27 protein-coding genes and 2 pseudogenes are annotated in these 26,939 nt (G+C 67.7%); 16 read left to right on the top strand and 13 right to left on the bottom strand.

Going from position 1 to position 26,939, the window contains the following annotated elements; translation table 11 throughout:
* Position 1: 1 nt before the first annotated feature.
* The 5 genes from QK440_RS25565 to QK440_RS25545 all read right to left on the bottom strand — a co-directional run bounded on the left by QK440_RS25565 (position 2) and on the right by QK440_RS25545 (position 7,147).
* Complete coding sequence (locus QK440_RS25565; protein WP_282795548.1) at positions 2-703, bottom strand: hypothetical protein; 702 nt, start codon at positions 701-703, stop codon at positions 2-4.
* On the bottom strand, positions 700-4,827 hold the full coding sequence (locus QK440_RS25560; protein WP_282795547.1) for a CHAT domain-containing protein: 4,128 nt from the start codon (positions 4,825-4,827) through the stop codon (positions 700-702). Before QK440_RS25560 ends, QK440_RS25565 begins: the two co-directional genes overlap by 4 nt.
* A 216-nt stretch (positions 4,828-5,043) precedes the next feature.
* The gene (locus tag QK440_RS25555; protein ID WP_282795546.1) at positions 5,044-6,291 is read right to left on the bottom strand and encodes a site-specific integrase; all 1,248 of its coding nucleotides are present in this window, start codon (positions 6,289-6,291) and stop codon (positions 5,044-5,046) included.
* 47 nt (positions 6,292-6,338) lie between these two features.
* Entirely contained in the window at positions 6,339-6,575 is a 237-nt protein-coding gene (locus QK440_RS25550; protein WP_282795545.1) for a helix-turn-helix domain-containing protein, read from the bottom strand.
* Positions 6,576-6,862: 287 nt separating this feature from the next.
* Positions 6,863-7,147: a helix-turn-helix transcriptional regulator gene (locus tag QK440_RS25545; RefSeq protein WP_282795544.1), complete on the bottom strand. Its 285-nt coding sequence runs from the start codon at positions 7,145-7,147 to the stop codon at positions 6,863-6,865.
* A 254-nt stretch (positions 7,148-7,401) separates the two neighbouring features.
* On the opposite strand from QK440_RS25545, the gene QK440_RS25540 reads away from it, so the two are divergent.
* The 5 genes from QK440_RS25540 (at position 7,402) to QK440_RS25520 (ending at position 11,830) form a co-directional block, all read left to right on the top strand.
* Complete coding sequence (locus QK440_RS25540) at positions 7,402-8,289, top strand: hypothetical protein (protein WP_282795569.1); 888 nt, start codon at positions 7,402-7,404, stop codon at positions 8,287-8,289.
* Positions 8,290-8,330: 41 nt separating this feature from the next.
* Entirely contained in the window at positions 8,331-8,987 is a 657-nt protein-coding gene (locus QK440_RS25535) for an ATP-binding protein (protein ID WP_282795568.1), read from the top strand.
* Between the two features lie 61 nt (positions 8,988-9,048).
* Positions 9,049-9,813 (top strand): DUF2637 domain-containing protein, encoded by a 765-nt coding sequence (locus QK440_RS25530; protein ID WP_282795543.1) that lies wholly within the window; start codon positions 9,049-9,051, stop codon positions 9,811-9,813.
* 730 nt (positions 9,814-10,543) lie between these two features.
* The gene (locus QK440_RS25525) at positions 10,544-11,206 is read left to right on the top strand and encodes an HAD-IA family hydrolase (protein ID WP_282795542.1); all 663 of its coding nucleotides are present in this window, start codon (positions 10,544-10,546) and stop codon (positions 11,204-11,206) included.
* Between the two features lie 180 nt (positions 11,207-11,386).
* Entirely contained in the window at positions 11,387-11,830 is a 444-nt protein-coding gene (locus QK440_RS25520; protein ID WP_282795541.1) for a hypothetical protein, read from the top strand.
* 364 nt (positions 11,831-12,194) lie between these two features.
* On the opposite strand, the gene QK440_RS25515 is transcribed toward QK440_RS25520, so the two are convergent.
* From QK440_RS25515 to QK440_RS25500, 4 genes and pseudogenes are all read right to left on the bottom strand, one after another.
* Positions 12,195-12,743 carry a hypothetical protein gene (locus QK440_RS25515; RefSeq protein WP_282795540.1) on the bottom strand — a complete coding sequence of 183 codons (549 nt, stop codon included), beginning with the start codon at positions 12,741-12,743 and terminating at the stop codon, positions 12,195-12,197.
* A 28-nt stretch (positions 12,744-12,771) separates the two neighbouring features.
* The gene (locus tag QK440_RS25510; RefSeq protein ID WP_282795539.1) at positions 12,772-13,464 is read right to left on the bottom strand and encodes a class I SAM-dependent methyltransferase; all 693 of its coding nucleotides are present in this window, start codon (positions 13,462-13,464) and stop codon (positions 12,772-12,774) included.
* On the bottom strand, positions 13,465-14,379 hold the full coding sequence (locus QK440_RS25505) for a phosphotransferase (protein WP_282795538.1): 915 nt from the start codon (positions 14,377-14,379) through the stop codon (positions 13,465-13,467). It lies immediately after the preceding gene.
* Positions 14,380-14,451: 72 nt separating this feature from the next.
* Positions 14,452-15,160, bottom strand: a pseudogene (locus tag QK440_RS25500) (hypothetical protein).
* Between QK440_RS25500 and QK440_RS25495 the strand changes: the two are divergent.
* The 3 genes from QK440_RS25495 (at position 15,090) to QK440_RS25485 (ending at position 17,314) form a co-directional block, all read left to right on the top strand.
* Positions 15,090-15,233, top strand: coding sequence for a hypothetical protein (locus QK440_RS25495; RefSeq protein WP_282795572.1), 144 nt, complete (start codon positions 15,090-15,092; stop codon positions 15,231-15,233). The pseudogene QK440_RS25500 and the gene QK440_RS25495 overlap by 71 nt on opposite strands.
* Before the next feature lie 190 nt (positions 15,234-15,423).
* Positions 15,424-16,776, top strand: a complete 1,353-nt coding sequence (locus QK440_RS25490; RefSeq protein ID WP_282795537.1) for a tetratricopeptide repeat protein — start codon at positions 15,424-15,426, stop codon at positions 16,774-16,776.
* A gap of 34 nt (positions 16,777-16,810) precedes the next feature.
* Positions 16,811-17,314, top strand: coding sequence for an NUDIX domain-containing protein (locus tag QK440_RS25485; RefSeq protein WP_282795536.1), 504 nt, complete (start codon positions 16,811-16,813; stop codon positions 17,312-17,314).
* Between the two features lie 640 nt (positions 17,315-17,954).
* On the opposite strand, the gene QK440_RS25480 is transcribed toward QK440_RS25485, so the two are convergent.
* Positions 17,955-19,196 carry a hypothetical protein gene (locus QK440_RS25480; protein ID WP_282795535.1) on the bottom strand — a complete coding sequence of 414 codons (1,242 nt, stop codon included), beginning with the start codon at positions 19,194-19,196 and terminating at the stop codon, positions 17,955-17,957.
* Between the two features lie 199 nt (positions 19,197-19,395).
* Between QK440_RS25480 and QK440_RS25475 the strand changes: the two genes are divergently transcribed.
* The 7 genes and pseudogenes from QK440_RS25475 to QK440_RS25445 form a co-directional block, all read left to right on the top strand.
* On the top strand, positions 19,396-19,731 hold the full coding sequence (locus QK440_RS25475) for a hypothetical protein (RefSeq protein ID WP_282795534.1): 336 nt from the start codon (positions 19,396-19,398) through the stop codon (positions 19,729-19,731).
* A 46-nt stretch (positions 19,732-19,777) separates the two neighbouring features.
* Positions 19,778-20,092: a hypothetical protein gene (locus tag QK440_RS25470; RefSeq protein ID WP_282795533.1), complete on the top strand. Its 315-nt coding sequence runs from the start codon at positions 19,778-19,780 to the stop codon at positions 20,090-20,092.
* A gap of 39 nt (positions 20,093-20,131) precedes the next feature.
* The gene (locus QK440_RS25465; RefSeq protein WP_282795532.1) at positions 20,132-20,527 is read left to right on the top strand and encodes a hypothetical protein; all 396 of its coding nucleotides are present in this window, start codon (positions 20,132-20,134) and stop codon (positions 20,525-20,527) included.
* A gap of 70 nt (positions 20,528-20,597) precedes the next feature.
* Positions 20,598-21,137: a very short patch repair endonuclease gene (locus tag QK440_RS25460; protein WP_282795531.1), complete on the top strand. Its 540-nt coding sequence runs from the start codon at positions 20,598-20,600 to the stop codon at positions 21,135-21,137.
* A 195-nt stretch (positions 21,138-21,332) separates the two neighbouring features.
* A complete protein-coding gene (locus QK440_RS25455) occupies positions 21,333-22,556 on the top strand; it encodes a hypothetical protein (RefSeq protein ID WP_282795530.1) in 1,224 nt (407 codons plus the stop codon).
* Positions 22,557-22,847: 291 nt separating this feature from the next.
* Entirely contained in the window at positions 22,848-23,240 is a 393-nt protein-coding gene (locus QK440_RS25450; RefSeq protein WP_282795529.1) for a hypothetical protein, read from the top strand.
* Between the two features lie 221 nt (positions 23,241-23,461).
* A pseudogene (locus tag QK440_RS25445) lies at positions 23,462-23,659 on the top strand (CorA family divalent cation transporter); the annotation flags it as partial.
* 163 nt (positions 23,660-23,822) lie between these two features.
* On the opposite strand, the gene QK440_RS25440 reads toward QK440_RS25445, so the two are convergent.
* Positions 23,823-24,917, bottom strand: coding sequence for an alanine racemase (locus QK440_RS25440; RefSeq protein WP_282795528.1), 1,095 nt, complete (start codon positions 24,915-24,917; stop codon positions 23,823-23,825).
* 33 nt (positions 24,918-24,950) lie between these two features.
* On the bottom strand, positions 24,951-25,427 hold the full coding sequence (locus QK440_RS25435; protein WP_282795527.1) for a hypothetical protein: 477 nt from the start codon (positions 25,425-25,427) through the stop codon (positions 24,951-24,953).
* Between QK440_RS25435 and QK440_RS25430 the strand changes: the two genes are divergently transcribed.
* On the top strand, positions 25,426-25,740 hold the full coding sequence (locus tag QK440_RS25430) for a GNAT family protein (protein WP_282795526.1): 315 nt from the start codon (positions 25,426-25,428) through the stop codon (positions 25,738-25,740). The two genes, QK440_RS25435 and QK440_RS25430, sit on opposite strands and share 2 nt — an antisense overlap.
* A gap of 108 nt (positions 25,741-25,848) precedes the next feature.
* Here QK440_RS25430 and QK440_RS25425 read toward each other — a convergent pair whose 3' ends face one another.
* Positions 25,849-26,700: an arylamine N-acetyltransferase gene (locus QK440_RS25425; RefSeq protein WP_282795525.1), complete on the bottom strand. Its 852-nt coding sequence runs from the start codon at positions 26,698-26,700 to the stop codon at positions 25,849-25,851.
* Positions 26,701-26,939 lie beyond the last annotated feature (239 nt).

The following is a 26,939-nucleotide window of genomic DNA, read 5'->3' as shown; positions in this document are numbered from 1 at the left end:
CTCACCGAGCGATCTGACGACGTAGATCGATGCTCCGCAATGCGGCAGGGAGATCTGCCCGATAGGGAATCAGGCCGAATCGCCGATGCTTGATGGTGGCTGCCACCGTCACGTGGGCCTGCACAGCAGCACCAGTCGTGGCCTTGACGATCATCGTGAAGGTCTCATCGCCAATCAGGGGGTGACGGCTGGTCGGCCGGATGCGCCATTCCGGGTCACTGTCCCTTTCGCCCATTCCCATGACGAAGACATCCTCTCGGCCTTGTCCGGGGGCCAGTTCGAGGCTGGACTCGATGATCGCGAGCTTGGCACTGAGCGAGACTGTGGTTGCTCTCTCCACCGGATGGGAGCGCTTCTTGGGAGACACCGACCAAGCAATCGGCTGCCGGTCAGCAGGCTCATCAACTGACTCCAGGAGAACGCCGACGGCAGCGTCGGCGAAAGGGTCCCCGTTCGCCGGAGGGCGGAAGGCGCACGTGAGGCTGAGCAGGAGATAGTCGCTGCGCGACGCCTCCGCGGTCAGGAAGCCGAGCCACTCCGCCTCGCCTGCAGCTGCTTCCTCCGCCGTCAGTGGGTGGACGACGGCCGCACTGAGTGAGATCCGCCCTTTGATGCGGTGCTGTGGGGCAGGCGACTGCAGCCGGGGCACCTCCACCAGATCAATCTCTTGGAGCGGGGTCAGGGGCAGTTCCAGTTGGGTCACGAGGCAGCTCCGTTTTTCGAATCCGAATGACGCCAGTCGCCGATGAAGCAGAACGAGCCCCAGTCCCGGTATGCCGGATGTCGGGCGCGCACAGCCGTCTGAGCAGCACGGAACGCCGCCCGCCGGTCCGAGGTCCGCGCGAGGCGCTCGTAGAGCGTCCCGAAGAACTCCGTGGCCACTTCAGGGTGGACCGGCCATAGACAACCGATGACGGCCGATGCGCCGGCGGACAGGAACGCGGCTGGCAGACCGCGAAGATTGTCGTTGACGTCGAAGCGGCCCAGAGCGGATTCGCAGGAGCTCAGCGTGACGAGCTCGACGCTCCGCAGGTCGGTTTGGAGAACGTCGTGGGCGAAGACTCGACCGTCGTTGTCCGTGTCCGGCGACAGAAAGAGGCACTGGTACCACGACGCCCACTCGTTGTTTGCTCCGTGCGCGGCCACATGGACATACCGTGCGTCGGCAAGTTCGGTGAGCAGCCGCTGCGGTGTCGCTGCGGCACCCAACACCGCGTGACCGCCCATCGCTGCAGCCACCTGGACAGCGTGCGCTTCCAGATCGTCCTGAGCTCCGAGACCGTGCCGGGCGCCCCCGGCCGCGGATGCGAAGGCGACGAGTCCATGCCCGGGTGGACGGTGGAGTCTCGACGCCGAAGTGCGGAGGAAGCCGAGGCTGGGTACCTGTGTCACGGTCCAGTCCGCTGCGAGGGGACGGCCATCGACCTCCAGCAGGTGGTAAGGGAGGTAATGCAACGGGCCGTTGGGCCAGATGCAGAGATGGCGCTTCCCTTGAGCTCTCCAACGGTCCAGACGGGACGCAAAGCCCGCAAGATTCGGGACGATGTCATCCCTGAGCTGCTTTTGTGCCTCACGGCTGACAGGCCGGTGCAACGGGTCCGTGACGATGGCGTGCCGTAGTGCTGCCACATGAAATGCCACCGGGTGGGCGGAAAGCCTGTGTGTTGCACGCGTGAAGTGAATGAGCCCGGCTTCGAAATTCGACAGGAGCACGGTGTGGTGCTCCATGTCGGCTCGCGTCACCGCCAAGCCGGACAGAGAAGTCACCAGCGCCTCGGAGCCCTCCCGGCGTGCGTGGCCGAGATACAGCGAGAGCAGCACCGTGTCCTCGGTCAGGAGTGCCTGCAACTCGTCCGGGAACATCATCGGCATGCGATCCAGCGAGCCGGTGGCGAGGAGTTCCTGACTGATCCAACGGTCGGCAGCACGCTGCGTGTTGCGGTGCTCCGTTTCGGCGTCACTTCCAGTTTCGGACTCGCCGGTGCCTACATAGAAGAGCATGGCGTCTTCGGCACTGGGCAGTTCGGGCTCGCTCAGCGGTCCGGACAGCCGCAACTCTTCCACCCTGATGCGGGCCAGCAGTCGCGACAGTCTTGCAGACGGTGTGAACGGGCCGGGCCGCGCGGCGATGACGCTGAAGTCGATTCCCTTGGCGGCTTGGTGAATCGCCAGCATCAGGCCGTAGGAGAGGGTGGGTCCGCTCAGTTTGATGACCAGCTGTTGGTACAGATCCCGTAGCTTCCAAGCGATGACCTCGTCGACGCCTCCTCTCAGCCACACGGCCGCGGGGACCAATGCCACCACGGCCGCGCTCGCACTGTTCTCGTCGGCTGCCAGTGCGCTTCTCAATCCGGCATCGAGGCTGTTCAGCGCCATGTCGGTCTGGCCGCACGAGGCGTAGTCGGCGAGTGCGTCGGCGAAGTGACGCGCGACGAGGGCTTCCTGCCCCGTCCCCGACGTGCGCAGCGCCAGGTCGTACGAGAGGGTGCCGCCGAGGTAATACAGCGCGGGACCGCACCGGTTGCACAACTCCGGTGCCAACTCCCGCGCCTCCTCGATCAGAGCGCGACCTATGTGCTCCTCGTCGCCTCGCCGGGCGTGCGCCGCGAGATGAATGAGGGTCGCTGCACGCTCCTCAGCCGGCCAACCTTCGTCGTCCGATCGGCTGCGGAGCTGTTCCGCGGCTTCCGCCACACGAATCAGCCCTTCGAAGCAGCCGAGGCGATTAGCCGCCAGACAGTGCACTTCACTGGCCCAGCGGCGGCGACGGTAGGAATCCATGGGCAGGTCCGGCAGCTCGCGGTCAGCGGCCTCGAGCAGCTGAAACTCCAGGTCAGGCCTGCGGGCCTCCTCGGCAAGTGTGAGCGCCTCAGCGAAGACGCTCGCAGCCTCCCGTAGCCCCTGACGTTCCCGGACAGCTGCCAGCGGTACAGGCAGCACGTCCTGAAGGTCACCGGGCAGCGAGAGCTCACCCAGCAAGTGCAGGACCCTTAGCAAGTACAACTGGGTGAGGGGATCCCGGATCGGGTCCAGCAGGTCGATAGCCTCACGGGCAGCCGCTCTGATCTCCTCGTTATGCGACTCCTGCTTCAGGCCAGCGACCATGGACAGTGCTTCGGCCAGCGCCTTGAGAACACGCCCCCGGTTGTGCTCGCGCGACAGGTCAGCGGCCTCGTGCAGATACGTGAGCGCTTCCTCGGCCGCAGCCAGTGGAGTAGGCATCTCCGCGGTTTCCTGTGCGACAGAATCGTTGGGGTGGATCGAGCGATGCCGAGCTTGGCGGTCGCGCCACAGATCATGGGCTGACTCGAAGGAGAGTCCCGACATCTGGCCCAGATACGGGCTGGTGCGCAACAGCCCTGCGGCGTACAGCGTCTCCGCGAGTTCGGCGATGTCTTCGGCGCGATCGCTGCCGCGCAGAACGGAGATCTGTTCGTCTGCCACGGCACTGGCGCGGCGGAAAAGCAGCCCGTCGGCCATCTCGATCAACGCAAGTCGTCCTGCTTCGACGTAGGCATCGGCCGCCCACCACCACGGCGTTCCGTGTCCGGTACCCCAACGGGAGCGCGCAGCTTCGAGAGCGAGGGTGAGCGCCGACACCGCCTCGCCCGGCGTGCCAGCCTCTACGAAACGTAAGGCCCCGAACACCACGGATCCCACGGCGGTCTCCGAGAGTTCGAAGGACTGGTCCTGCACTCGACGTATGGCCTCGTCCTCGGACACCACACGCGCCGAGAGCTGCGCAGCAAGATGGACCAAGGCTTCGGCCTGACCTCGGACCGCAGGATCGTCCATACGGGCCGCCCGATCGTCCTCGGCCGCATCGTCGCTGCTGACCGGCGGATGGGTCGTTGCCTTCGTGGCCCGGGACGTCCACTCGAGAAGAAGCCTCATGGCCCTGCTCAGGTTGGCCAGATGCGGATCTCTGCCGACGCCATTCGTCAGGTCAACCGCGCGGCGCAGCCACCTGGCTGCCTCCTTCAACACCGGTATGGCGGTTTCCCCATCACCGGCTGCCACTGCCGCTGCTTCCGCGCGACGACCGAGAGTCGCACCGAGTCCGGCCACCGCACGCGCTAGGACATGCGCGTCCCCAGCAGCGTCCTCGAGTGCATCCCGATAGGCCCCCTCGGCTCGAGTGAGATCGCCTGTGTTCCCCGCGACATCGAAGCGTCGCACGAGGGCATCGGCGAGCGACATCTCGCGGCTCGCACGCCCCACCGCAGGTGGCTCCGGGAGAGCAGCAACACTACTCAGCAGCTCCACCGCGGCGTCTGCATCCGCACCCCGTTCCGCTGCAGGGCGGTCGGGAAGAGCCGCACGGTGGTGGTACGCGAGACCGTGGACAGTGTCCCGATATGCGTTGTCATCACTGTCAGGGACCGTCTGGATCAAACTGATGGCCTGGTCAAGCGCATCGATGTCGCCCGTCTCCTGACCGTCGACGACCAGATCGGCCGCATGGTCCCGCGGGTCGCTCCACGGATCGTATCCGGTCTCATCAGCGAGCCGAGGCCACAGCTCGCGCGGCACTCGCCGGTGATCGACCAGGTAGAGCAGTCCGAACACGCCGATCGCTGTCTCAAGGTCTCGGGCAGCATGGTCCTGGGCGTCATTGGCGCGCCCGTGCGCCAATGACCGAGCCCAATAGAACGCGGCAATGGTGTGCAGCACACCGGGGTCGATCGCTTCGGGTCGCCTGTCCATTGAAGCAAAGAGCTCCGCGGCGACAGCCAAGGCATCGTCTTCAAGTACGACGCGCGGGTCTCCACCTCCACCGAACTCCCGTACGCGAGCGGCCAACTCGCTAAGACGCGCGTCCTCCACGAATCCCCCATCCGTTGGACTGCTCATCGTAGTGAAACGCCACTCCTAGCTCGAACGATAATCTCGCTCAGCGCCACCCCACGCGACAGCTGGTGGCGTAAGCGGAGCTGGATGTGAACGGCCGCCTGCCCGCTGACGTGCAGGGGTACGTCTCGGTGCTGTCCGACGTCAGCAGCCTAGTGGCGGTGAGGGGTTGGGAGAACGTGCCGGACAACCTCACGCACTCACTAGGCTCTTGTGTACGAACTCAGAATCCACACCGAGCAGGGTGTCGACGGCCGCTCGCCCCTTGCCGCCCGCCTCCGGCATGAAGTGCGCGTAGTGGTCGAGCGTGATCGTCGGGCTGGAGTGGCCGAGCCAGCGGGCCAGCGTGACGACGGATTCACCCGCTTCGAGGATGACCGAGGCGAAGGTGTGCCGGAGCACGTGGAAGCCGTCCTTGCGGGATGCCTTCCAACGCTGCCCCTTCTCCCGCATCGGGATGACCCCGGCCGCGGCGAGGGCGGGCTTCCAGACCTCGTCGTTGAAGATGTTGGCCCGCACTGCGTTGCCGTACGTCGTCGTCAGGGCGAGTGGGAACGTCCGCTTCTCCCGCTCCGGCTCGGGCCCGCCCCACGGCAGCTCGACCTCGGCGGCCGGATACTGCAGGAAGTGCGCGGCCAACTCGGTCGCGACGGACCTCGGCATGTCGACGATGCGCGTCTTCCCACCTTTGGGCAGGGCGAAGTACAGCCGACCGTTCAGCAGTTGGACCTGCCTGCGCACGCGGATGACGCCGCGCTGGAAGTCGACGTCCTCCGGGGAGAGGCCGAAGACCTCGCCCTGCCGCAGCCCGCACCCAAGGGCGACCACGACCGCGATGCGGTAGCGCGCCTTGATCACGTCCCGCATGCGCTGCGCGGTCTCCAGCGGCCATGCCTCCCGCTGGTCCTCCGGCACCTTGGGCCAGCGCACCGACTTGGCGCGCATCGGGTTGCGCACGAGGCGCTTGTCGTCGATGGCCGTCTCGAAGATGTTCGAGAGGGTGGTCAGGATCTGGCGGGCGTAGCGCGGTGCGCATTCGGCTTCGAGCGTGGCGATGTAGCCGCGCAGGACGGTCGCCGAGATGTCCCTCAGGCCCACCGTGCCGAGGTGCGGAAGGATGTGGAGGCGGACTCGCTCGTCGACGCGCTTGATCGTGCCCGGGGCACCCCGTACGCCCTCCTGCCAGAAGCGGGTGACGTAGTCGGCCAGCGTGATGGTGCCGTCGCGCGGGTCGACGAACTCGCCGCGCTCACTGTCGGTTCCAGCGCGGCGCAGCCACGCCTTGGCGTCCTCCAGCGTGTCGAACGACATGTTCCGCACGCCGGGGATCCCGGCGACGCGGTACCGGGTGCCCTTCCCGTAGCGGGCGGTGCGCTCCCGCTTGCCGCTGGTGGGGTCCTTCTTCTTGTTGATCCAGCGGTCTTCTATGTAGCCGGCCAAGTACGTCCTCGGGGTTGGGGATGGGGTGTGCCGCTACCGCTGGGGCGTCAGGCCATGGCCGAGTGGTCGACCCGGCGCGGCGGAACAGCGCTTACGGGGTCGAGGGCCGGGTTGGAGCGCGAGTCGGCCAGCTCCTGCTCGCGTATCCAGGCGTCGAGCGCGTCGAGTCGGTACGTCACTCGCCCGCGGGCTCCCATCCGGAAGCTCGGTGGCCCCTGCCGCCGGTGCCGCCAGACGTAGAGCGTGCGCGGCGAGAGACCGAGATATGCGGCCGCTTCCTGCACGCCGAGGAATGCCCGTCCTACGGCGGAGGCATTTGGATGGACGGAGGAACGACGCGGGGAAAATGGGGTGGCTTCAGACAAGGAGGGGCCCTTCCGCTGGACATCGGGATTCACGAACGGCCCGCCCGGCGAATGACTCCATGCCGTAGCGGAAATTCCTCGGCAAGGCCCCTTTTCCGGCCGCAGGCCCTGCTGTGCGAGGACCCGCGGAACGGATGGAGACGGGACCGCCTCGGGAGACTCAATGCTCCGGACGATCCCCGGTTTTGCTAACCGGGGATCGTCGGCTATGTTGCGCCCTCGCTGAACGGGTCCAGCGGCTGGGCGCGACAGTCGAGCAGGGTGTGCGGGGCGACATCGAGGGCCAGGGCGATGGCTACGAGATCGTCGATGTCACAGCGCCGGACCCTGCGTTCGATGCGGGAGACAGCAGTGAAGGTCATGGGGCGCCCGAGTGCGGTGACGCGGCTGGCGAGCTGACGCTGGGAGTAGCCGCGGGCGGTGCGAGTGGACTCGATGGCGTGGGCGGCGGCCTGTCCTGCGGGCCCGATTCCAAGAGGATGTGGAGGCATGGTCGTGTTGTAGCTTCCGCACGCCACCTGAAGGAAGCGCTATTCGTCTGCTGTGAGCGATGCGCGGGCCGACGGCGATTTCGGCAACCGGGAATCTGGGTCTACCGTATTCGCGGCCCGCCAGAAAGTTGTACTGAGTTCACGAGTCAACTCTGGACTTTCGGGCTGTAGGTGTGGCTGTGTTGTCCACGCATCAGCGCACCATCCCCTGCCTAAATCCCCTGCCCCCGATGCGCAAAAGGTGGTCGATCTACATCGCTCGTATCCGCACCATCAAGCCCGAGGCGTTCGCGTCCGAGTCCCTGGCAGCCGTCTCCCTCTCCGCCGAGCGGACCTTCTTCGGCCTGCTCCCCCAGGCCGACGACCACGGCCGGTACCGCGACCAGGCAGCCGTCATCGCCGGCCTGCTGTGGTCGCTGCGTCCCGAACACGGGCCCATGGGTGTCGAGGACGACCTCAACCAGCTCCACACCGCCGGTCTGATCTGCCGCTATGAGGGCGGGGACGGGAAGCGGTACCTGCACATCGTCACCTTCGCGCGCCACCAGAAGGTCAACCGGCCCAGCGGGGTCCGGTATCCCGACTGCCCGCACCACGACCTCGGTCTGGCGCCTGAGCCCTCACCGCTCGCGCACGGCACCCTCACTGAGCCCTCCGCACCGGCTCACGGCAGAGACACGGAGGACTCACTGAGCCACAAAGAGCCAGGTCAGAGCGGATTCAGTGAGCCCTCGCCACAAGCACATGAGCATGCGGTGAGCCCTCACGGCCCGGATCTAGGACCTAGGATCATGGATCTAGGATCTACTCCGTTGGGGGGCGCAAGCGCCCCCGCGCCCGAGACGGTCTCGGCCCAGCAGCTCATCGGCGAGTACGCCGCCGCCTGCGCCCACCGCCCGCCCCAGGACGTCCTGGGGCACCTCGGCCGGGAAGTGCGCAAGTTGCTCGACGAAGGCATCGCACCCGCGCACATACGGGCCGGGCTGGAGCGGCACCGCGCCAAGGGCCTGCACCCCAGCACCCTGCCCAGCCTCGTGCACGAGGCCATGAACGCCGCCCCAGCGGCTGTCGCTGGCCCGCACCGGTCCTGGACCAACCCCGCGTCCGCAGATGCCGAAGCGGCCTACGGAGGCCAGCTGTGACCACGGCCACCGCCCGCCAACCCCGGCCCGTCAGCACGGTGATGGCCCGCCTCGACCACATCCTCGCCGACCGGGGCATCGACCACGCGACCCTGCCCGCCGAGCCGCCCACACAGCCCGTGACCGCTCTGGACCTGGCCGACGCCCGCATCCCGCCCCGCTACCGCGACGCCCTCGCCACCCACCCTCAGGTCACCGCCTGGGTGGACGAGATCGTCCGCGCCGGGCGACCGGGCCCGGGCGGCTCACGCGGCATCGCCTGCGGCCCGTCGCTGCTGATCGTCGGCACCACCGGCACCGGCAAGACCCATCAGGCGTACGGAGCCGTCCGCTCACTGCTCAGCGCCGGGGTACGACTGCGCTGGGAGGCGACCACCACCCCTGACCTGCATGCCCGCCTGCGCCCCCGCTCCGGCCACGACCCCGAGCGCGAACTCCACGTCCTCAGCCGCAGCCCGCTGCTGATCGTCGACGACCTCGGCGCGGCCAAGCAGTCGGAGTGGACGGAGGAGCTGACGTACCGGCTCATCGACCGTCGCTACACCGAGATGCTCCCCACCCTCATCACCACCAACCTGCCCATCGGCGCCCTGCGCGACGCCATAGGCGACCGCGTGGCCTCGCGCCTGGCGGAGATGACCCGCCGCGTCGTCCTCACCGGCCCCGACCGGCGACGACAGCCCGCGACCCCGGCCTGACCACACGGGCCCACCAACTCACCCTCTACGCCTGGCGCAAGGCACCCACGGAGCCGCCTGCATGCCCCAACCCGCCCCGCCTGCCCGCACCAACACCCCCTCCGTCACCGGGTGGGACCGCGCCGCCATCGTCGCCCTCGGCGGCGCAGGCTGCACACTCTCGTACGACGCCCTGCAACAGATGGCCGTCGCCATCCACATTCGCGGACTGCTGACGTACCTCTTCCCGCTCGTCATCGACGGTTTCATCGCCTACGGCGTCAGAGCCCTGATCATCCTGCGCGGTAGCCCCTTCCGCGCCCGCGCCTATGTCTGGACGCTCTTCGGCACCGCCACCGCCGCCAGCATCTGGGCCAACGCCCTGCACGCCGTACGCCTCAACCAGCAAGCCCCGACCGGAAACTTGAGGCTCGGCGACACGACGGTCGGCATCCTGTCCACCCTCGCACCACTCGCCCTCGCGGGCGCCGTCCACCTGTACATCCTCATCGCCCGCCAGACCGCACGGACCGCCCCCACCACAGCCGCATCCGTGCACCCCGCCCCCACCTCGCCCGAAGCCGATCCGGTCCAGGACGAACCCGGACCGCCCCCGGCCCCTGACACTGCCCAACCGCAGCGCTCCGGCCGTCCGCCGGGCGCCGAGATGGACGAGCTGCTCGCCATCGCCCGCACAGCCGTCGAGGCCCACGGATGGGTCAGCCGTGCCGTCGCACGGGACGCGATCCGCGAAGCCGGGCTGCCCATCTCCGAGGACCGCCTCACCGAGCTCATGCAGCGCCTGCGCGCGGACCAAGGCTCTCTGACCGGCCTCCCTGTGGGGTGACCGGATATCCGGTCACCCCACGCAACCCGCACGGACCGCGTGCGGACCATCCACCACAACCGGTCCGCACGCGGCCCGTCGAACTCTCCCCCGCACGCCGAGAGCCGCAACACTGGCCGACTGTCTCCCCCCCCATCGCTGCCACACCCCGAAACGAAGCCACTACGCATGCCCAACTCGCACCCCGACCACCCCCCAAAGCCGTGGCCCTGATCACGACGGGCTCAGGCGCAGCAAGTTATCCGCCAAGACCGTCTTCCCCGTCGGGGAAGGCGGCCTCGACGAAACCCGCCCCGGGAGGGCGGGCCCGGACCAGCACCGGGGGGCGCAGGTCCGGAAGGCAGCGACCGAGGGCGGATCGCAGCGAGGAAAGACCGACCGCAGGCGCCGGACGAAGATCAAGGGGGAGGCCCGTCCGCGCGATAAGCAGCGTCACGCCCAGAGCGTCCGCCTCAGCGATCAAGAGCACGATCTGATCCCGGTCGGCGCTGATGCCGTCGGCATGAGCGTGGCTGGCTTCCTCGCCCACTCCGGCTGGCCGCCGCCCAACAGTCCGAGGCTGCTTGCCGGGCCGCCGGGCACCTGCGCGCCGCCCACCAGCAGGCGGCCGCCGGTGCAACGGTGTTGCTCACATCCGCGCGTTGCCGGGAGGCCAGGGTCTTCACATCGTCCTGCTCGCCTGGCACGCGGTAACGTCCGTCGTAGGGCCAACGGAGAGGGAGTACGCCGCATGCCGCAGGCCACGGCCACCGCCGATCGCAACGCCCCACGCGGACTCATCCTGGACTTCGCCGGAGTACTGACCGCCGACCCGCGCCCCGTGCACCGCGCGTGGTGCGAAGCGGAAGGGCTCCACCCCGAGGCATGGCGTTCCGCTCTCAACGACAACCCCGAAGGCCGAAGGCTGTACACGGCGTTGGAAGTCGGGCAGATCGGCCAGGCCAAGTGGAACGAAGCCATCGCCAGCTTGCTCGGTGCGCACGTCGAACCGTCGAACCTGATGGGGCGCGCCTGGACCGGAGTGCCCGCGGCACGGCAGATGGCCGCTCTCGCACGGGCCGCCAAAGAAGCGGGCTTCCGGCTCGCTCTCCTGTCGAACAGCTTCGGCCTGGACCCCTTCAACCCGTACGAACACGTGGGCATCTGGAGCCTGTTCGACGTACACGTCATTTCCGAGGCGGTCGGAATGGCGAAGCCGGACCCGGCGATCTACCAGCTGACGCTGGAGCGTCTGGGTCTGCCCGGCTCGGCCTGCGTGTTCGTCGACGACCATCCGGTGAACCTCCCGCCCGCCGAGGCCCTGGGCATCACCACCGTGCTCGCGACCCACGAGGCGGACACGGTCGCCGAGCTGCAGGCACTCCTCGGAGTGCGCGCCGACCTGGCCGCGTAGGAGCGGGATTCAGCGGACACGCCAACTTAGGGCAGCGAGCAACAGTCGGCGGCCACGTTCCCTCGCTGCTGGGGCAAAGGACCGGCGGCAAATTCAACTTGCCGATCGGGCACGGCGCCCGCGCTCATCGCAGCGGCACAGGCGACGGAGAGCGGCTGGACCTGGGCCCAGACAGCTGCGGTGATCGTCCCGTGCATCGCTCTCTTCGGCGCCTACCTCACGTACACCTTCAATCAGCGGACCATACGGAAAGAACGCCGGGCCAAGACCTTCGCCGAGGCGCTGACCACGGTCGAGGAGTACCTGGAGATGCCGTACCGCATACGGCGCCGTCCCGAGTCTTCTTCCTCCGTACGGCAAGAGCTCACCGACGAGGTAAGCGGCCTGCTCGCCCGGATGGCCTTCCACCAAGCGTGGCTCCAGATCGAGGCATCGGCCGTTGCAGGGCCCTACTCAGTCCTCGTTGCCACGGCTCGGGCTGAGGCCGGCGCTCAGATGAGTCTCGCCTGGCAGCAACCCCCGATCACCACCGACAGCGGGATGAATCTCGGAGTGCCATATCCGCGGGACCGATCAATCGCTGCCCGAGCCACATGCATCGGAGTGATGCGCCGTCACCTCTGAGAAGGGCCGTTATCCAACTCCAGTGAGCGTTGCCACATCCCTGGGCCATTAGGTCGTCATAGCGCCGGGGGCAGGAGGTCCACCGACCAGCATGCCGGACCACGGCTCAGCGAGGATCGACTAGGCGGGCCTTCTGCAGGTACCAGTCGGAGATAGCTGGGGTGAACAGCCAGGTGGTAAAGACACTCCGGCGATGGTGGGCTGTTGGTCCAACGTGGTGCCTCCACGCATGAACCCGAGATCCGCGATCGGCGAGTACGACACGCATCCGGGGGGGCCTCTCGTACGCGGTCGGGTGGCTGAGGACGTTCGACACCATGCCAAGAGAAACTCCGGCGCGAGGCGACTGCGACGAGCTCCGCGCCTAGGCAGCCGTCCTTGCAGCGGACAACCGAGCTGCCCATCTGACGGCTTGGGCCAGGTGTTCGACCTGCAGCCCGACGTGATGGTCTGGCTGGATGAGCAGGGTCGCCGAGCTGCGGGCGGTGCGCTCTGTGGCCCAGTCGTGGTCGAGGACGGTGAAGTCGTCGTCGATCCATACAGCGGGTGCGTCGCCCAGCCAGGTGTCGACGTAGTCGCGTTTCCAGAGGTAGCCGTTGGGGTGGCTGGTGGTGATCTCCGGACGAGGGAGATCAACGTACGGCAAGGGCGGCAGGCCGAGGAGCGGGCCGATCAAGGTGGCCGCGTCGCGGCGCCAGCTGGTGCACCAGGTCGGGCTCACCAGGCCGGTTCGGAACACGTCCATGAGCAGGGGGCCGTGGTCTGGGTTGAGCCAGATGGCGACGGGGTCGTGGACGCTTCGGCCGGTGGGGACGACGTCGTGCCGGATGTGAGTGGCTGGCGTGGTCCCGTCGTCGTCCGGGAACGGTATGAGGACGCCGTCGATGTCGAGGAGCAGGTAGGGCTGGCGCATGGTTCCTCCAGGGGAGCTGGAGCGGGGGTCAGAGCTTGCGGGCGGTGATCAGCAAGGTGGTGGGCCAGCGGCCGTGGCGGGCGTCGTGGAACTCCTGGGCCGAGGTGAGCCAGAGGCCCGAGCGGTCGAGGTGTGTCTCCCAGCGGCTGGTGTCGAAGTGCCAGCGCGCGATGGGGAGTCGGGTGCGGTCGGGGAGGGTGACGAAGTCGCGTCGTGGGCGGTCATCGGCACACGGGGGTCTGCCGCCGCGTTGCGGGTGAGGTACGGAGAAGGCGAGGGTGCGGCCGGGTTTGAGGCGCTGGGCGATGGCCGGGAGCAGGACCTGCGGGGCGACGAGGCCGACTGCGCCGAATACGGAGTAGATCGCGTCGAAGTGCTCGTCGGTGGCCTGTAGGTAGTGCAGGGCGTGGCCGGCGACGAAGTCGAGGTTGCGCAGCCGTCCGTAGTGCGAGCGGGCCCTGCGGACCTGGAGGCCGACTAGGTCGACGCCAGTGACCTGGGCGGCGTGTCGGGTGGCCAGGTGGGCGGCGTTGTGGCCGGGGCCGCAGCCGAGTTCCAGTACTCGCCTGCGGTACGGGCCCAGGTGGAGGATCTCGGAGCCGGGGCCGCTGCCTCGTCGTGTGGTCCACTCCATCCGCGCGGGCACGTTCAGCGGCTCGGCGGGCCCGGCCACAGTGCGCTGGAGAGCATGTGCGTACCAGGGGGAAGCCTGAGTGAGCATCTACACCTCCAGGAGCCGGAGGGTGTCTGTGAGGTGGCGTCGCACGACCCTGATGTACGCGGGGTCGGTGGCGGAGTCGTTGATCCAGCGGATGGACTGCTCCATGAACCACTCCACCGCCCACATGCGGTGCCAGCCCAGTGCCCACTTCTCGGCAGCGAGACCGCCGCGTTCGGCGAGGGCGTCGGGGGTGCCGCCCTCGGCGACGTAGGTCTCCAGGAAGACGCGCAGGCGTACGAGGTCGGGCTCTTCGAGGGTGCCGTGCCAGCTGGCCAGGTCGAGCAGGCCAGGGCCGGTGAAGGCACGGGCGAAGTCCAGGAGGTGCCAGCCGCGTTGGCCGATGTGAAGGCTGGTGGGGTGGAACTCGGAGTGCACCCAGCCGAACGGCGCCACCGTCGCTCCAGCCGAGCGTGCCTCGGCGGCCTGGGTGAGTCGGTCGAGCGCCGCCTCGATGTCGTCTGTGTCCTGCCACCGTTCGGCCTTGCGGAGCTGGCCGAGGTGGTCCAGTGCCCGGCCGGGCAGGGAACGCAGGGCCTCTTGGTCGAGAACGGGAAGCGCCGCCGCCTTGCGGGTGCGGTGCAGCACCACGGCTGCGGCAGCGCCATCGAGGTCATCGGCGTCCCGGATAGGGCTGCCGAGATCCTCCAGCAGTATCCCGAGCCATCCATCGAGCACAGCGGAGGCGTGGACCTTCGGGACCGGCACACCAAGGGTGTGGGCCAGGCGTAGAGCTTGGTCCTCGCTGTCGAAGGGCTTCTTGGCGTACTTGAAGATGGCGGTGGCGCCGTCGGGGAAGGTCAGGCGTTCGACGCCGGACATGGACCAGACGCGCACCTCTTCGCGCGCTACGGCGGAGGGCTGACCGGCAGCGGTCAGTACGTCGTCCAAGAGTTCGGCGTTGAGGTTCGCGTCCATGGGGGACTCCTGGGATTGAAGGCATCCGGGGCGGGCGACCGTTCCTGCCCGCCCCGGAGCCAGGCGTACGGGCTATGCGGCGGGGGCGGCCCGGTGGGCGTAGACCTGCTCGATCCACCCGGCCTTGAAGGCGGCGAGGTCGTCGCGGAAGGTGGCCATCGAGGCACCGTAGGGCGCGACCACGCCGCCGGACTGGTCCGGCACGGACTGGCAACCGTGCACGAGCCGTCCGCCGAGGGCGGCGTGGGCCTTGATGGACTCGATGCGGCGGTGTTCGTTGAACCAGCCGCCGTGATAGACCTCGTCCAGCAGACCGCCCATCTCCTCGTTCAGGTCGAAGACGACGGAGGTGGCGGCGGGGAAGAACCAGCACGGGCCGACGTTGGAGATGTGTCCATCCAGCTCGACCTTGTTCAGCGCCATCAGCGTGGCCGCCTCGCGCAGCATCCGCAGGTGATCGGCGGTGATCTGCGGCAGGCCGAGGCCGACGAGGTGCTCCTCGCGGAACAGGTACGCGTACACCTCGTAGGCGATGGACAGCACCAGAGCCGCGTCCGACGTGGGCTCGCCGTGCTGCTGATGAAGTCGAGCGCGAGCTGCTCGACCGCGCTCTCGGTCGTCTCGTCCACGCCCAGGAGCTGGGACTTGACCAGGTCCCAGTCGGCGACGAGCCAGGTGTGGGACTCGAAGCGGAAGAAGTACTCGGGTCGATGGTGATGCGTCGCCCGTCGACCTGGATGCCGGGCAGGCGGCTCCAGCGCGCGTCGAACGCCTCGGGCAGCTCGACCGCGATGGCCGTGGTGTCGATGGTGGTCACCGTGTCTCCGTCTCTGATGGGCCGGGAGCGGGCATAGTGCCCGACCCCCTGCGGGTGTACGGAACTTCGGGGAGCCGCCCGGCCCAAGGGGGAGCCTGGATCACGGTCGGAACCTGGGACCGTGCCGGGCGGCTGCGATTAAGTGAACCGGTCGTCACGCACCGTGGGTACGGTGAGGGGCAGGCAAAGCGGTATACGCGGTTTACAGCTCCGGATCGGAGGCGGTCGTGGCAGCGCAGAGAGCACCCAACTCCCGCCTGCGTGAGTCCATCGACGCGGTCGGCTGCACGTACGAGGCCCTGGCGAAGGACGTACGGCGCATCGCCGCCGAGAACGGCGAGATCACCCAGACCAACAAGTCGGCCATCTCGCACTGGGTGAACGGCACTCGCCAGCCCACGGGCCGGACCAGCCAGTACCTTGCCGAAGCGCTGACGCGCCGGGCAGGCCGCATCGTCACCCTGGCTGAGATCGGCTTGGACACGTCTGGCAGCAACGAGCAGGACGAAGAAGCCGACCCGGTCTTGGCGGTGACCAAGCTGGGACGCGCCGACGTCGAGCGTCACCACTTCCTCGCGGTCGCCACCTTCACCACCGCTGGCGTCGCCATGCCGCTCGCCTACGACCACGAGGCCACCGCCCGCATGCTCCGCGCCCGCACCGGCACTGCGCTGGTCGGCGCGGAGGACGTGGACGTCGTACGCCAGATCACCGCCGCCTTCAGCGCGGCCGACGAACGCCTGGGCGGTGGCCACGGCCTGACCACCGTCACCGCCTACCTCGCCGATACCGCCGCCCCCATGCTCCGTGGTCGCTTCACGGCCGAGCCCTTACGTCGGGCCGCCTTCGGCGCGATCGCCGAACTCGCCTATCTGGCGGGCTGGAAGCACCACGACCTCGGCCAGGAAGGCGCCGCCCAGCGTTACTACCAGGTCGGCTACCGGCTCGCCTGTGAGGCCGACCCGCACGGCCACGCCGCCTGGATGATGCGCGCCCTGGCCCACCAAGCCCTGAGCCTCAACCACCACTGCATCGACCTCGCCGAGGCCGCCCTCACCCAGGGCGTCGGTCACATCGACGGCCAGACCGAGGCCCTGCTCCACATCACCCACGCCCGCGCGTACGCCGCCACCGACGAGAAGCCCGCCGCTGCCCGCGCCCTGCTCGCCGCCGAAGACGCCCTCCTGCGCGACGACGGACCCCAGCCCAGCTACTCCCGCGTCAGCGGCCCGGCCGCCGGCACCGTGGCCAGCCACACCGCCCGCACCCTGACCGACCTCGCCGACCACGTCGGCACCGAACAGCAGCACCGCGACGCCCTGATCCGCTGGGACCCAGTGAAGTACAAGCGCGTCCACGCCCTGACCTACGCCGACCTTGGCGACAGCCTCGCGGCCCAGGCTCGCGCCGACGAGGCCGTCGCCGCCTGGTCGCAAGCTCTCACTCTCATGGAGGGCATGACCTCCGACCGCACTCGCAAAGCGATCATGTCGCTGCGATCCACTCTCGCGATCTACCAGCGGCGCAAAGTGCCCGGAGCTGCCGATCTCGCGCGCCGCGCCCGCGAAGCACTCGCCTAAGCTGCCCACCAACCGGCCGACGAAGGGACGCACCGTGGCTCAACCGACCACCGACGACCAGCCCAAAGCCCTGAAGCCCGCCCTCGAATCCATGACCTTGCTGGTCGCCGCTGTCATCGTCCACGACCAGGCCGCCAACCGCGTCGTACTCCTCCAGCGCAGCGAGAACGCCAAGTTCGCCCAGGGCCTGTGGGACCTCCCTGTCGGCAAGAGCGAACCCGGCGAGCCCATCACCGAAACCGCGGTGCGCGAGCTCTACGAGGAGACCGGCCTCACCGTGAAGCCCGAGTCCCTCAAGGTCGCCCACATCATCCACGGCGCCTGGGGCGTCGAAGCGCCCAACGGCTTCCTCACCGTCGTCTTCGCAGCCCACGAGTGGACTGGCGAGCCCGAGAACCGTGAGCCACGCAAGCACGCTCAGGTCCGCTGGGTCGACGCAGACGCGGTCCCCGAGGATTTCGTGGACACCACCGCCAGTGCCCTCCACCGCTATCTCGACGGCGGCCCGGAAGTCTCCCTGAACGGCTGGGGTCAGTAGCGGCCCTAGGACAGCTGGCTCTTGCCTGACGGTTGCTGCTAGCAGTGGCCTGCCAGCTGCTGAGCCTGGAACGCCAATACAGCAGGTGAGACGGGCCACTAATCGCCTCAACAGGGATTCCGCAAGAAGATGGAATGGCTCACACTGCCTATGGGCAGTCAGCATTTTCATGGGAGCGCTACGGAAGTGACGACCAAGGGCGCTGTGGGTGGAGCTGCTGGCGAGGTGGGCAGTGCTAACCGGGCAGGAGCCGCTGCGTTCGTCGGTTTAAACCCGCCCGCCCGGCACCCCGGACCCAGGTCGGTGCCCCGATCCACCGGCTGAGCCAGCTCTTCTCTCCATTACGCGGCTGAGCAGCTGAGCTGAAAGGCACTCTCACGGCCTCAGCGGACGGCGGTCGAAGAAGCACCACGAGTAAGCCCGGGCAGCAGGGTGACCGGCACTGTCGCAAAACGGTTGTCCAACATGTGGAGCAGCGAAGCGGCCGCCTGGACATGTGGGATCTCAAATTCCGTGTCGGAATCTCACGGTCGGTGTCGGATGGAAGTCGGATCCGACACCATGCTGAGATTCGCAGGTCGCAGTAGGCAAGAGAGAGCGCGGTCAGTGGGTTGCTGCTTTTCTACGCTGGTGTTCACGTTCACTCGTTGGGGGACTCCGTTGCCAGCGGGATGCCGCACTGCAGGCAGCCGTTCGCGTGGTCGTCCCGGCAGACGTAGCCGATGGCACCATCCACGCACCATTCGGCGGCCTCCTCGGACAGCAGGTCGGGCCCGGCATGGAGCAGCCGACGAAGTTCCGTGGTGTCCGCAATGTCGGCCGGGCGGTTGGTGAACCACTCGTCGAACCAAGGCTTGTCTCGGTGCACGTGCCAGTGCGCATTCTCCCGGTCGTCGACAGCCGTAGTGAACCGATCGACGATGCGCCCCCAACTCGGTGTTCCGAGCCAGCCGTTGTCGGACGCGCAGAGGAATTCGATCAGGGTTCGCAGGCCGAACGTCTTCTCGCGAAGGCAGTACGCTCGCCCCCAAGCGATCGCGTCCTGTGCCATCTCCGCGAGTTCTTCGCGCGGATCAGCCTCGTGCGCCGGGTCGTCAGGGTTGTGGCAGGCCAGCCCGAGCTCGAGAACAGACTGCCCGGTCGGTAGAACCCGGGACGGGTTGACGATCGCGAGACCGAGACCGATCCAGTCGACATGGTCGAACGACAGCATCGAGCGCACGAGTCGGGTGGTTGCCGTGTTGATCCGCATCATTGTGCCGTCGTGGAGCGGACTCTTCCCGGCATGCCAGTTCTCGACGGGTGTGTTGCGCCACACCGCGAGCGTGATGCGGGTGGCAGCGAGCCACAGCAGGGCGTCGTCGTCGAGGTGCCCGAACCGCTTGGCGCACTCCTGGGCGCCGTAGGTGATCAACTCTTCCGGTTTCGGCCACCTGTGGCTGTCGGGCCCTTCAGGCGCGTACTCGTAGTCGTCGGCGTACTCGTCGAGGATCGCGCTCAACTCGGCAGCGCTGTAAGCCTCGCTGTACTCGGAGCTGTCCGGCTCCTCGACGGTGTACATGTCGTGGTCCCAGGAGACGTACACGTCGCGCCAGAGCACTACGTCATCGCACTCGCCGGCGTTGTCCGTCACAACCGGCCTGATGGTGATCGGGGCAGTACGCCCGTCGGTTCGCTCGCCGTCCTTCTCGGCGGCCCATGCGGTGATGACCCCGAGCGGCTTCGGAAGGAGAGGACCGACCTCGGTGATGCTGAACGGCTCGTCGTCGTCATCGGTGTCGAACCGGCTGTTGACGAACGCGACCGCCTCGGAGGGCGTGCTGACGATGGACTGGCTACCACTCTCGTTGTCAACCACTCGCCACAACGGGCTGTTCTTCACGATGCTCTCCGATCACGGTGAGTGCACCCGGGGCGGGTGCGATGCGCCGGGTCGCTCGGCACTGGCTCCAATTATGGGCTGATCAACCCATCCGTAGTCCCGAAGACGCTTGTCGGCGACAACGTTCGGTACGTTCGCGTGCAACCTGCTTTTCGCGACCGCGGCAACACAGCAGAGTCCCACAGCGGAGGAGGCGAAGATGGCGCTGAACAAGAAGGGTTCCCGGCGCATAACCGTTGACGGGATCGAGTACCGCTGGCGGATCCGCAGGAAGCCCTCCTACATGCAGGGCCTCTGCTGGACACCGCTGACCTATGCGGTTGAAGCGGCCAGCGGCAGCCAGCCGGGCACGACCTTGATCGTCACCAGCGGTCAGGCCCATCCCAGCAACTGGGTGGGCGTCGAGGCGGAGCCCATTCGTCCGGCTCACGTTACTGCCAGCATCCGAGAGGCACGGGATCAAGGCTGGGATCCAACCCGGGTCGGTTCTCCTTTCCAGCTCGACCGATCCGCAGGATTCATCGCCCAGGCATGAGACAGAGCGGAGTAGGGCGGCGCCTCTGGCCCGGCATCATGGCCTGGTGACCACATGGATGCGCTGCTACTGGGACGAGGAAGACATCTGGTTCTACTTCGAGGTCGACGCCGAAGGCTGGGTGATCCGGCAGGTCGAACTCGAAGGGCCAGAGCTGATCCCAATCGCAGCTGCTTCCCTCGCCGAGTGGCAGCGGGCCCGCGACGCAGGCCGCCTCGGTGATTACGACAGCAGATTCGGGATCACCGCCGAGCTGCCCGTCTCGGAATGGGAAGGCCACGACCCCGAACAACTCACCTTCGAGGAGTTCGAGGACGTCTGGGGCCCTGCCCGTCAGCAGATTGCACCCCGGCCCAGCTAACCTCTCGGCGCCGCACTGGCTTCTTGGCATCATCGCGACATGCCCCCGACCCTTCCCCGCACCGTCCGAGCCGTCGACACCGCTCAGCTCCTGGACCTGGCCCAGGAGGCCGCCATGCATGGCTTCAGCCAGCGGCTCCTGGTCGACTGGCTACGAGAGCACCTCGCCGCAGAAGCGACGCACTACCTGTTCCCGACACTCGTGCAGCGGCTCACGCACCGTCCCGAGGTGCCGCTGCAGTGGAGGTGCCAGCAACTGCTGACCGTCAGCACCGGCGACCAGATCTGGGGTCTCCTCGACGTCCTTCCCGACACCTTCGACAAGATCCCGGAGACCTTGGACACGGCGTCCAAGAAGGACATCGTCAACCGCATCGAGCAAGCAGTGAAGGTGCGGAAGTGGATGGAACGGACGGCCGCCGATGCAGGCTCATGAGGTCCGGCGCAGCTGGCTGGGCAGTCTGAGGAAATGACATCGATCTGAGACAGCCGCCTGCCGACACGTCGTGAGACTGGAGGGGAACGTCCAGGTCATAGCGCCGGCGCCTGACATCGAAAGTGAGAACCTACAGGACATTCCGGCGCCGCGGGACGAGAACGCCCGGAGGGTGATGCGGGCACAGCGCGGTCGCGACACCGCGCCGGAACTCGCCCTGCGACGAGCCCTACACGCGCTGGGATTTCGCTACCGCGTGAACCTGCCCGTCCCTGAAATGCGCCGTCGCCGTGCAGACCTCACGTTCGTACGGTGGCGAACGGCGGTACTCGTGCAGGGGTGCTTCTGGCACGCGTGCCCTCGCCGCCTGCACGCGCCGACGCACAACGCGGAGTGGTGGCAGCAGAAATTGCAGGGCAACGCCCGGCGGGACGAAGAGACCGACGCCCACCTCGTCCGCCTGGGCTGGCTGCCCCTGCGCATTTGGGAGCACGAGGCCGTCGATACCGCCGTCGACAGGGTGGTGGAAGCACTCGCCCACCGGGGTCATCCCCGAGCACAGCGGATGAGGTGCGTGACCACGACAAGAGTCGACTCGTCCGCCCTGTGATTCCGCTCTTCACCGCCCAGGAGCTCCGAGCCAAGGAGAGCTGGAGGAAGTGCTGCGAGCTGTGCGAGCCTGACCCTCTGTAGGCCCCCGGCCCCTCTGCCTCTCAGCACGCCCTGTTCCCGCAGGACAGCCGCGATTGTCAGACCCTCCCCGTAGCGTTATGAGTCCTGCTCCTGGCGACTGCGGGGAGCACCCATGGACGACGACCTTCAGATCGACAGCGACGAAGACCTCTTCCGTAACCCCGTCTACTACGAACCGGTTGGCCGCAACCTCGACCTGGACCGCCCCGACCTCGGCGTCCCGCAAGGCCAAGAGCTCCTGAACGTGCTCGTGCGCATGCGAGGACGTGTCCCCGTCGAAAAGCGCGGGCTCATCTGCCCCGACTGCCGGGACCTCCGCGGTCGGCGGGTTTCCATGTACCTCGTCCAACGTGACGGCGTATGGCTTGCCTCCCACTACCGGAAACCCGGGGAGAAGCCCATCAGCCACGAGTCCGACGAGCACCTCGCCCGCAAGGAACGTGTCGCGAAGGACTCTGAAGATCACGGCTTCCACGCCGACATCGAGTCTCAGACCGCCGACGGGCATGCGCGCCTCGATGTACGCATCGACGGCGCCAACGGCATCGTCCTGGGCTACGAGCCACAGCTGAGCGCCCAGACAGCCCGCGGAATGCGTGCACGGGAGGGGTTCCGGCGCCGCGGCGGCATTCAATCGGTTTGGGACTTCGCGGACCCCGACCACGCCGGCATCGGCACCGTCCCTTATGTCCGCACACCCAACCTGCCGGCCTCCGTCATCCGCGTGCAGAGGAACCCCATCGCGGTCCAGGACGGCAATTTCGTCTTGGAGGAGGGCCAGTGCAGCCAAAACGGCACAATGACCCGGTGCCCGGAGAAGCCCTACGATCCTGAGAACCCCACCGACGCCGGGTACTGCGGGGGCTGGCACCGCGTCCTCGTGCCCGCCCATCAGTCGAGCACCTTCACGGGAGAGGGCGGCCTGACCCTCACCCGGTTCATCGTGGAAGCTGCGGCCGGTGAGCGGGTCCCGTTCCAGCGGGGCGGCCACCACGGTTGGCTCCCCGCACAGCAGTGGCAGCAGTACCTCGAGGCGAACGGGCCCGCCTTGGACGACAAGACGCGCCAGCCATCCGTACGACAGGGGGACCGGCGCGACAGGTGCACCGAGGACCGTCCGGCTTCAGAGGTGCGGGCTGAACCGAAGCCGAGGCGTGGCAGCCGCGCGATCGTCCTTGAGTCCCGCCCCCGGGAGATCGAGGCCACCAGGATTCCGGTCGACGCGGCGGGTCAACCGATCCCGCTCTGCCGATTCGGCTGCGGTCAGCCAGCAAGCCTTCCAGGACCCGAAGGGCTGCCCGAGCACTTCTCGTGCCGCAGGAAGCACGAGGCGTGATTGTCGGCCATCGCTGACCGCCCCCGACCGTCGCTCTGGGGCGGTCGCAACTACGTTGTCAGCACCGGATGGCAGGCTGATCGCTGCCCGCCGCGAACCACCCTCAGGAGAGCAGCATGAACACCGCTGGCCTTGGCCCGCTGGCCGTCACGCGTTGCAGCGGCAATGAGCCGATCTGGGCCAGCGGGGGAAAGGTGGGCAGAGTACCTCGTTGCCACAGCGCTCGGCGCCGCCGCCGACACCCGAAGGGAATGGGACACCGTCGACATCCGTACACCCGAGAAGTGGCGTGTGGAGGTGAAGTCGTCGGCGTACCTGCAGTCGTGGGCACAAAGCCAGTTGTCGGAGATCTCGTTCTCCATCGCGCCGGCCTCCGGCTGGGACGCCCAGACCGGCTCCACCTCGCCCGAAATACAGCGACGCTCCGACATGTACGTCTTCTGCCTGCTGCACCACCAAGACAAGCAGACCCTCGATCCCCTGGCTCTCGACCAATGGACCTTCTACGTCCTGCCCACCGCAGTCCTGAACGATCGGTGCCCAAGCCAGAAAACGATCAGACTGTCCAGCCTGGAGCGCCTCAGCCCGCTGAAGACCGACTTCACCGGCCTGCCGAAGGCGGCCGCTGCGTGTGCCGAAGGTACGCGACAGCCGCCGGACTATAGGGATCAGCACCCACTGTGAGTTTTGCCCCCTCCGCTCATGTCCGCGGAGCCCCTCAAATCGGCGCTCTACCGCTCCCCCGCCGACCTTCGCTGGGGGAGAATCTGGGGAGGACGAAGCCCCGTTGGGGAGCGCCAGGGAAGAATCGACCGCGCAAACGGACAGCACGGCGAAAGAGCCGGAAACACCCATCGCCCCAGGCCAGAGCGGGGTTTTGGTCAATCTCCGCAGGTCAGCGCCCTGAGGACGACGTCTTCAAGAAGATCTCTTCGTGGGCGGCCATCCTGTTCGCCCCCACGCTGGTCGGCACCATCTACGGCATGAACTTCGACACCATGCCGGAGCTGAGCTGGACCTTCGGGTACCCGTTCGCGATCGGGCTGATGGGTGTGGTGTGCGTGAGCTTGTACTTCATCTTCAAGAGGCGGGACTGGCTGTAGCCGGAGGCTGATGAAGGAACAGCAAGGGTGGGACGTGGCCATGAGCGGCGGCTGGGGGGAAGGAAAACGTACACCCTGCGTGTTAAGGGCCCAGCCCTCCAAGCCTCCACTCCAGCCCGGCCCGGTTGCCGCAGATCGGGCTAAAAAAGGTCAGATTGTGTGGTCAGGTGTTGGTGCCTCGCGCCGCAACGGGCCAGCGATCGATCACTTCACCGCCTCGCGCGACCAGCAGTTCGTCGGCGAGATTCACCGGCGTGCAGACGTGGTTGGGGACGACAGCGATCACCGACCCGAGTCGGGGCCCCCGCACTCCGTCCGGAAGGCGGACCACGGCATGGTGTTCCCACAACCCGCTGACCGTCGCCTGGGGGAAGTCGGGCAGATAGCCGTGGCCTGCCACCCAAGGTGATCGATCGGACCCCAGGGTCTTGCTGCCGACATCCAGTACGAAGCGGTCTGCGGCGGGTGTACTGATCACGGTTGCCGCTGCGGCCAGGGCGAGATCGTCCGCGCTGCAGCTTCCCATGGCCAGCTGGGTGGCGTCGTTGAAGACATAGACGCCAGGCCGTAGCTCATTGACGGTGCCCTGCTGCCACTGGCCGACCGTCGGAGTCGACCCACCACTGATGACACGGATGTCGAATCCGAGACTCCGCAGCTCCTGCGCGGCTTCCGCCAGCACGCGTTCTTCATCACGTGCAGCCCGTTCACGCGCCTGCGCGTCATGCCCGTATCCGTGCCCGGGGAACGTGAACACACCGACAACGTCCAGCCCGGCATCGGCAACCGCCTTCCCCACCAGGGCAGCGGCGTGAGGTTGCACCCCCGTCCGGCGGGCTCCACTGTCTATCTCGATGAGTACCTCGACCGGCCGTGCGTTGCCCCGCAGAGCCTCTCCCAGCCGTTGGGCGCCCTCGATGGACTCGACACCCACTCTCAGGGCGACCTCGTCCGCCAGTCGGCGCATCCGTCGCGCCTTCCCGGCGTCCAACCACAAGGGATATGCGATGAACAGATCGTCCACCCCATTCCGGGCAAATGCCTCCGCCTCGCTGATCGTGGCGACTGAAAGTCCGAACGCGCCTGCTTGTAGCTGGCGTTCGGCGATCTGCACGCATTTGTGACTCTTGGCGTGCGGGCGCAAGGCGAAACCGCCTGATCGCGACCGCTCCGCCATCCGAGAGATATTCCTGTCCAAGACGTCTGGATCGACCACGAGCGTCGGCGTGTCCAATCCGCCGGGCACCTGTATCGCCATCTCTTGCCTCCCGCCATGAATGCTTCAAGAGGATCATGACAGGGGCACGGCGGGGCTGACTGTCCGGTCATCCGGGCCTGGCGTGGGGAACTCGTCGGCGAAGGGGGCTCCCGGGCTCGGCCAGTTGAAGGTGAAGCGGCGCGAGGATCTGTTGTAGGTCACCGAGGCACCGCAGGGGGCGAGGCCAAAGCGGCGGTGGACCCATCCATCGAGGGCGAGGGCGCCGACCTCCGCGCGGAAGTCGGCGCCTGGGTATGTGAATGCATCGATGTCGAGGACTAGGGCGCGGCCGCCACACAGCTGCTCGGCGTGCAGGGAAGCCCCGAAGGCAAGCCAGGCCGCCTCCAGCCAGTACGGGGTTCGGTCCGTGGGGAGGCGCAGATACAGCGAGCTGTGGATGAGGAGGGCGGGCTGGGGCGGGGGCCCGTTCGTCTCGTACACGTCGGCTCGCAAGTCGGCGGCCAGGCCCATACCGGCGTGGAGGTAGCGGAAGCGGAAGGTCTCATGCATGGTGCACATCTTTCGCCACGGCCTCCGATCCGCCCACCTCGGACTCCGGCTGCTGCCGGCGGCTCGCGGCAAGGGCTACGGCGCAGACGTTGTCGCGACGCTCTGTTACTACGGTTTCGTGGCCGGCGGCCTGCAGCGGCTGCGGATCGAGACCCTGGCGGACAACCACGCCATGCTGGGCTCCGCCGAACACAACGGCTTCGTCCGCGAGGGCGTACTGCGCTCCTCGGCATGGGCGCTGGGTGAGTTCCTGGACGAGGCGCTCCTCGGGCTCCTCGTCCCGGGCTGGAGACCGAATGCACAGGGGGGCTGAAGCCCAAGCGGTCCCCAAAGGGCTGTGCGGGGGCGGGCCGGCGCCCAGCTCAGATGCCTGATGCTCCGCCGGGACGGCGAGTTCGTCCCGCTCGTCCCGCGCCTGCCGTCAGAGCGTGGCTACACGCTGCCTCGCAGCCTCCCACTCCTGGTGTCCGGTGCGGACCCGGTGCCACAGCCGGGCCCGCGCGGAAGCGTCGACATCGCCCAGGTTCAGATGGAACACATCCGTCAGTACGCCGTACCACTCGGCGGCCCCGTCGATGATCCGCTCGTGCGTGCCCTCGGCGTCGATCCGGCGCAGCACGCAGCCACGCAGCATGTCCACGCCCTTGGCGTCGCGGAGCTGGACCTGGAGCACCCTGACGAAGCCGGACTCGGAGGAAGAAGACAGCCGGTGGTGCTCCGCGGCGAAGGAGGACAGCTCCACGGGCTCGGGCGCGAAGACCATCGCCGTGAAGGCGCCACGGGGGTCGTGGAGGAACCGCCAGCCACCGGGAACAACCGCCGACGGGGCCAGTCCATAGGTGAAAGGCCCCTGGGTGTACGTGCCTTCACGTAGCGGCAGCGGCTCGTACATGCCGCCGGCGAGCCCTGTGTCGACCAGCCACCGCTCGCCGTCGAGGCGCACGGTGAGCGCGAGGTGATCACCGCCTGGGCCATCGGGGTCCTCGACCTCGTCCTGCACTCCGGCACGGTGCAGGTCCACGTCGTACCCGAGGGCCGCCAGCAACGCGGCGAAGGCCCCGTTGAGGTGGAAGCAGTAGCCGCCGCGCCCACGCAGGATCCGGCCCACGGATTCCTCGGCGCCGATTCCCGTCGGGCGTTCGAGCTGGTTGTCGAGGGTCTCGTAGGCGATTCGCTCCACGTGCGCCCGGTGCAGCGCCCACAGCGCCTCGGCGGTCGGAGCCGCTGGACGGTCGACTCCCAGCACGGCCAGGTACCTGTCGACGTCGATCATGCTCCCCCTCATGGTTCGAATGCGTGATCACTCTAGACTGGGCCCCTATAGGCGGCCAGGGGCTCGCACAAACGGTTCTGTGCGCGAGCAAGATCAAGAGCTCGCAGGACCGCTCCCCTACGGGAAGCCGAGGGCCTGCGCTCGGATCTGCCGGTCAGGGCCCTAGGCCGTTTCCTTCGGATCATCCGGTCGTTGGTCTGGGTGTGTCGTTGACTGACGCCCAGTGGGCGCGGATCGAG

The organism is Streptomyces sp. CC224B (assembly GCF_030010595.1).
GTDB classification, from domain to species: domain Bacteria; phylum Actinomycetota; class Actinomycetes; order Streptomycetales; family Streptomycetaceae; genus Streptomyces; species Streptomyces longispororuber.
This window is presented reverse-complemented; position numbering and strand designations above follow the sequence as displayed.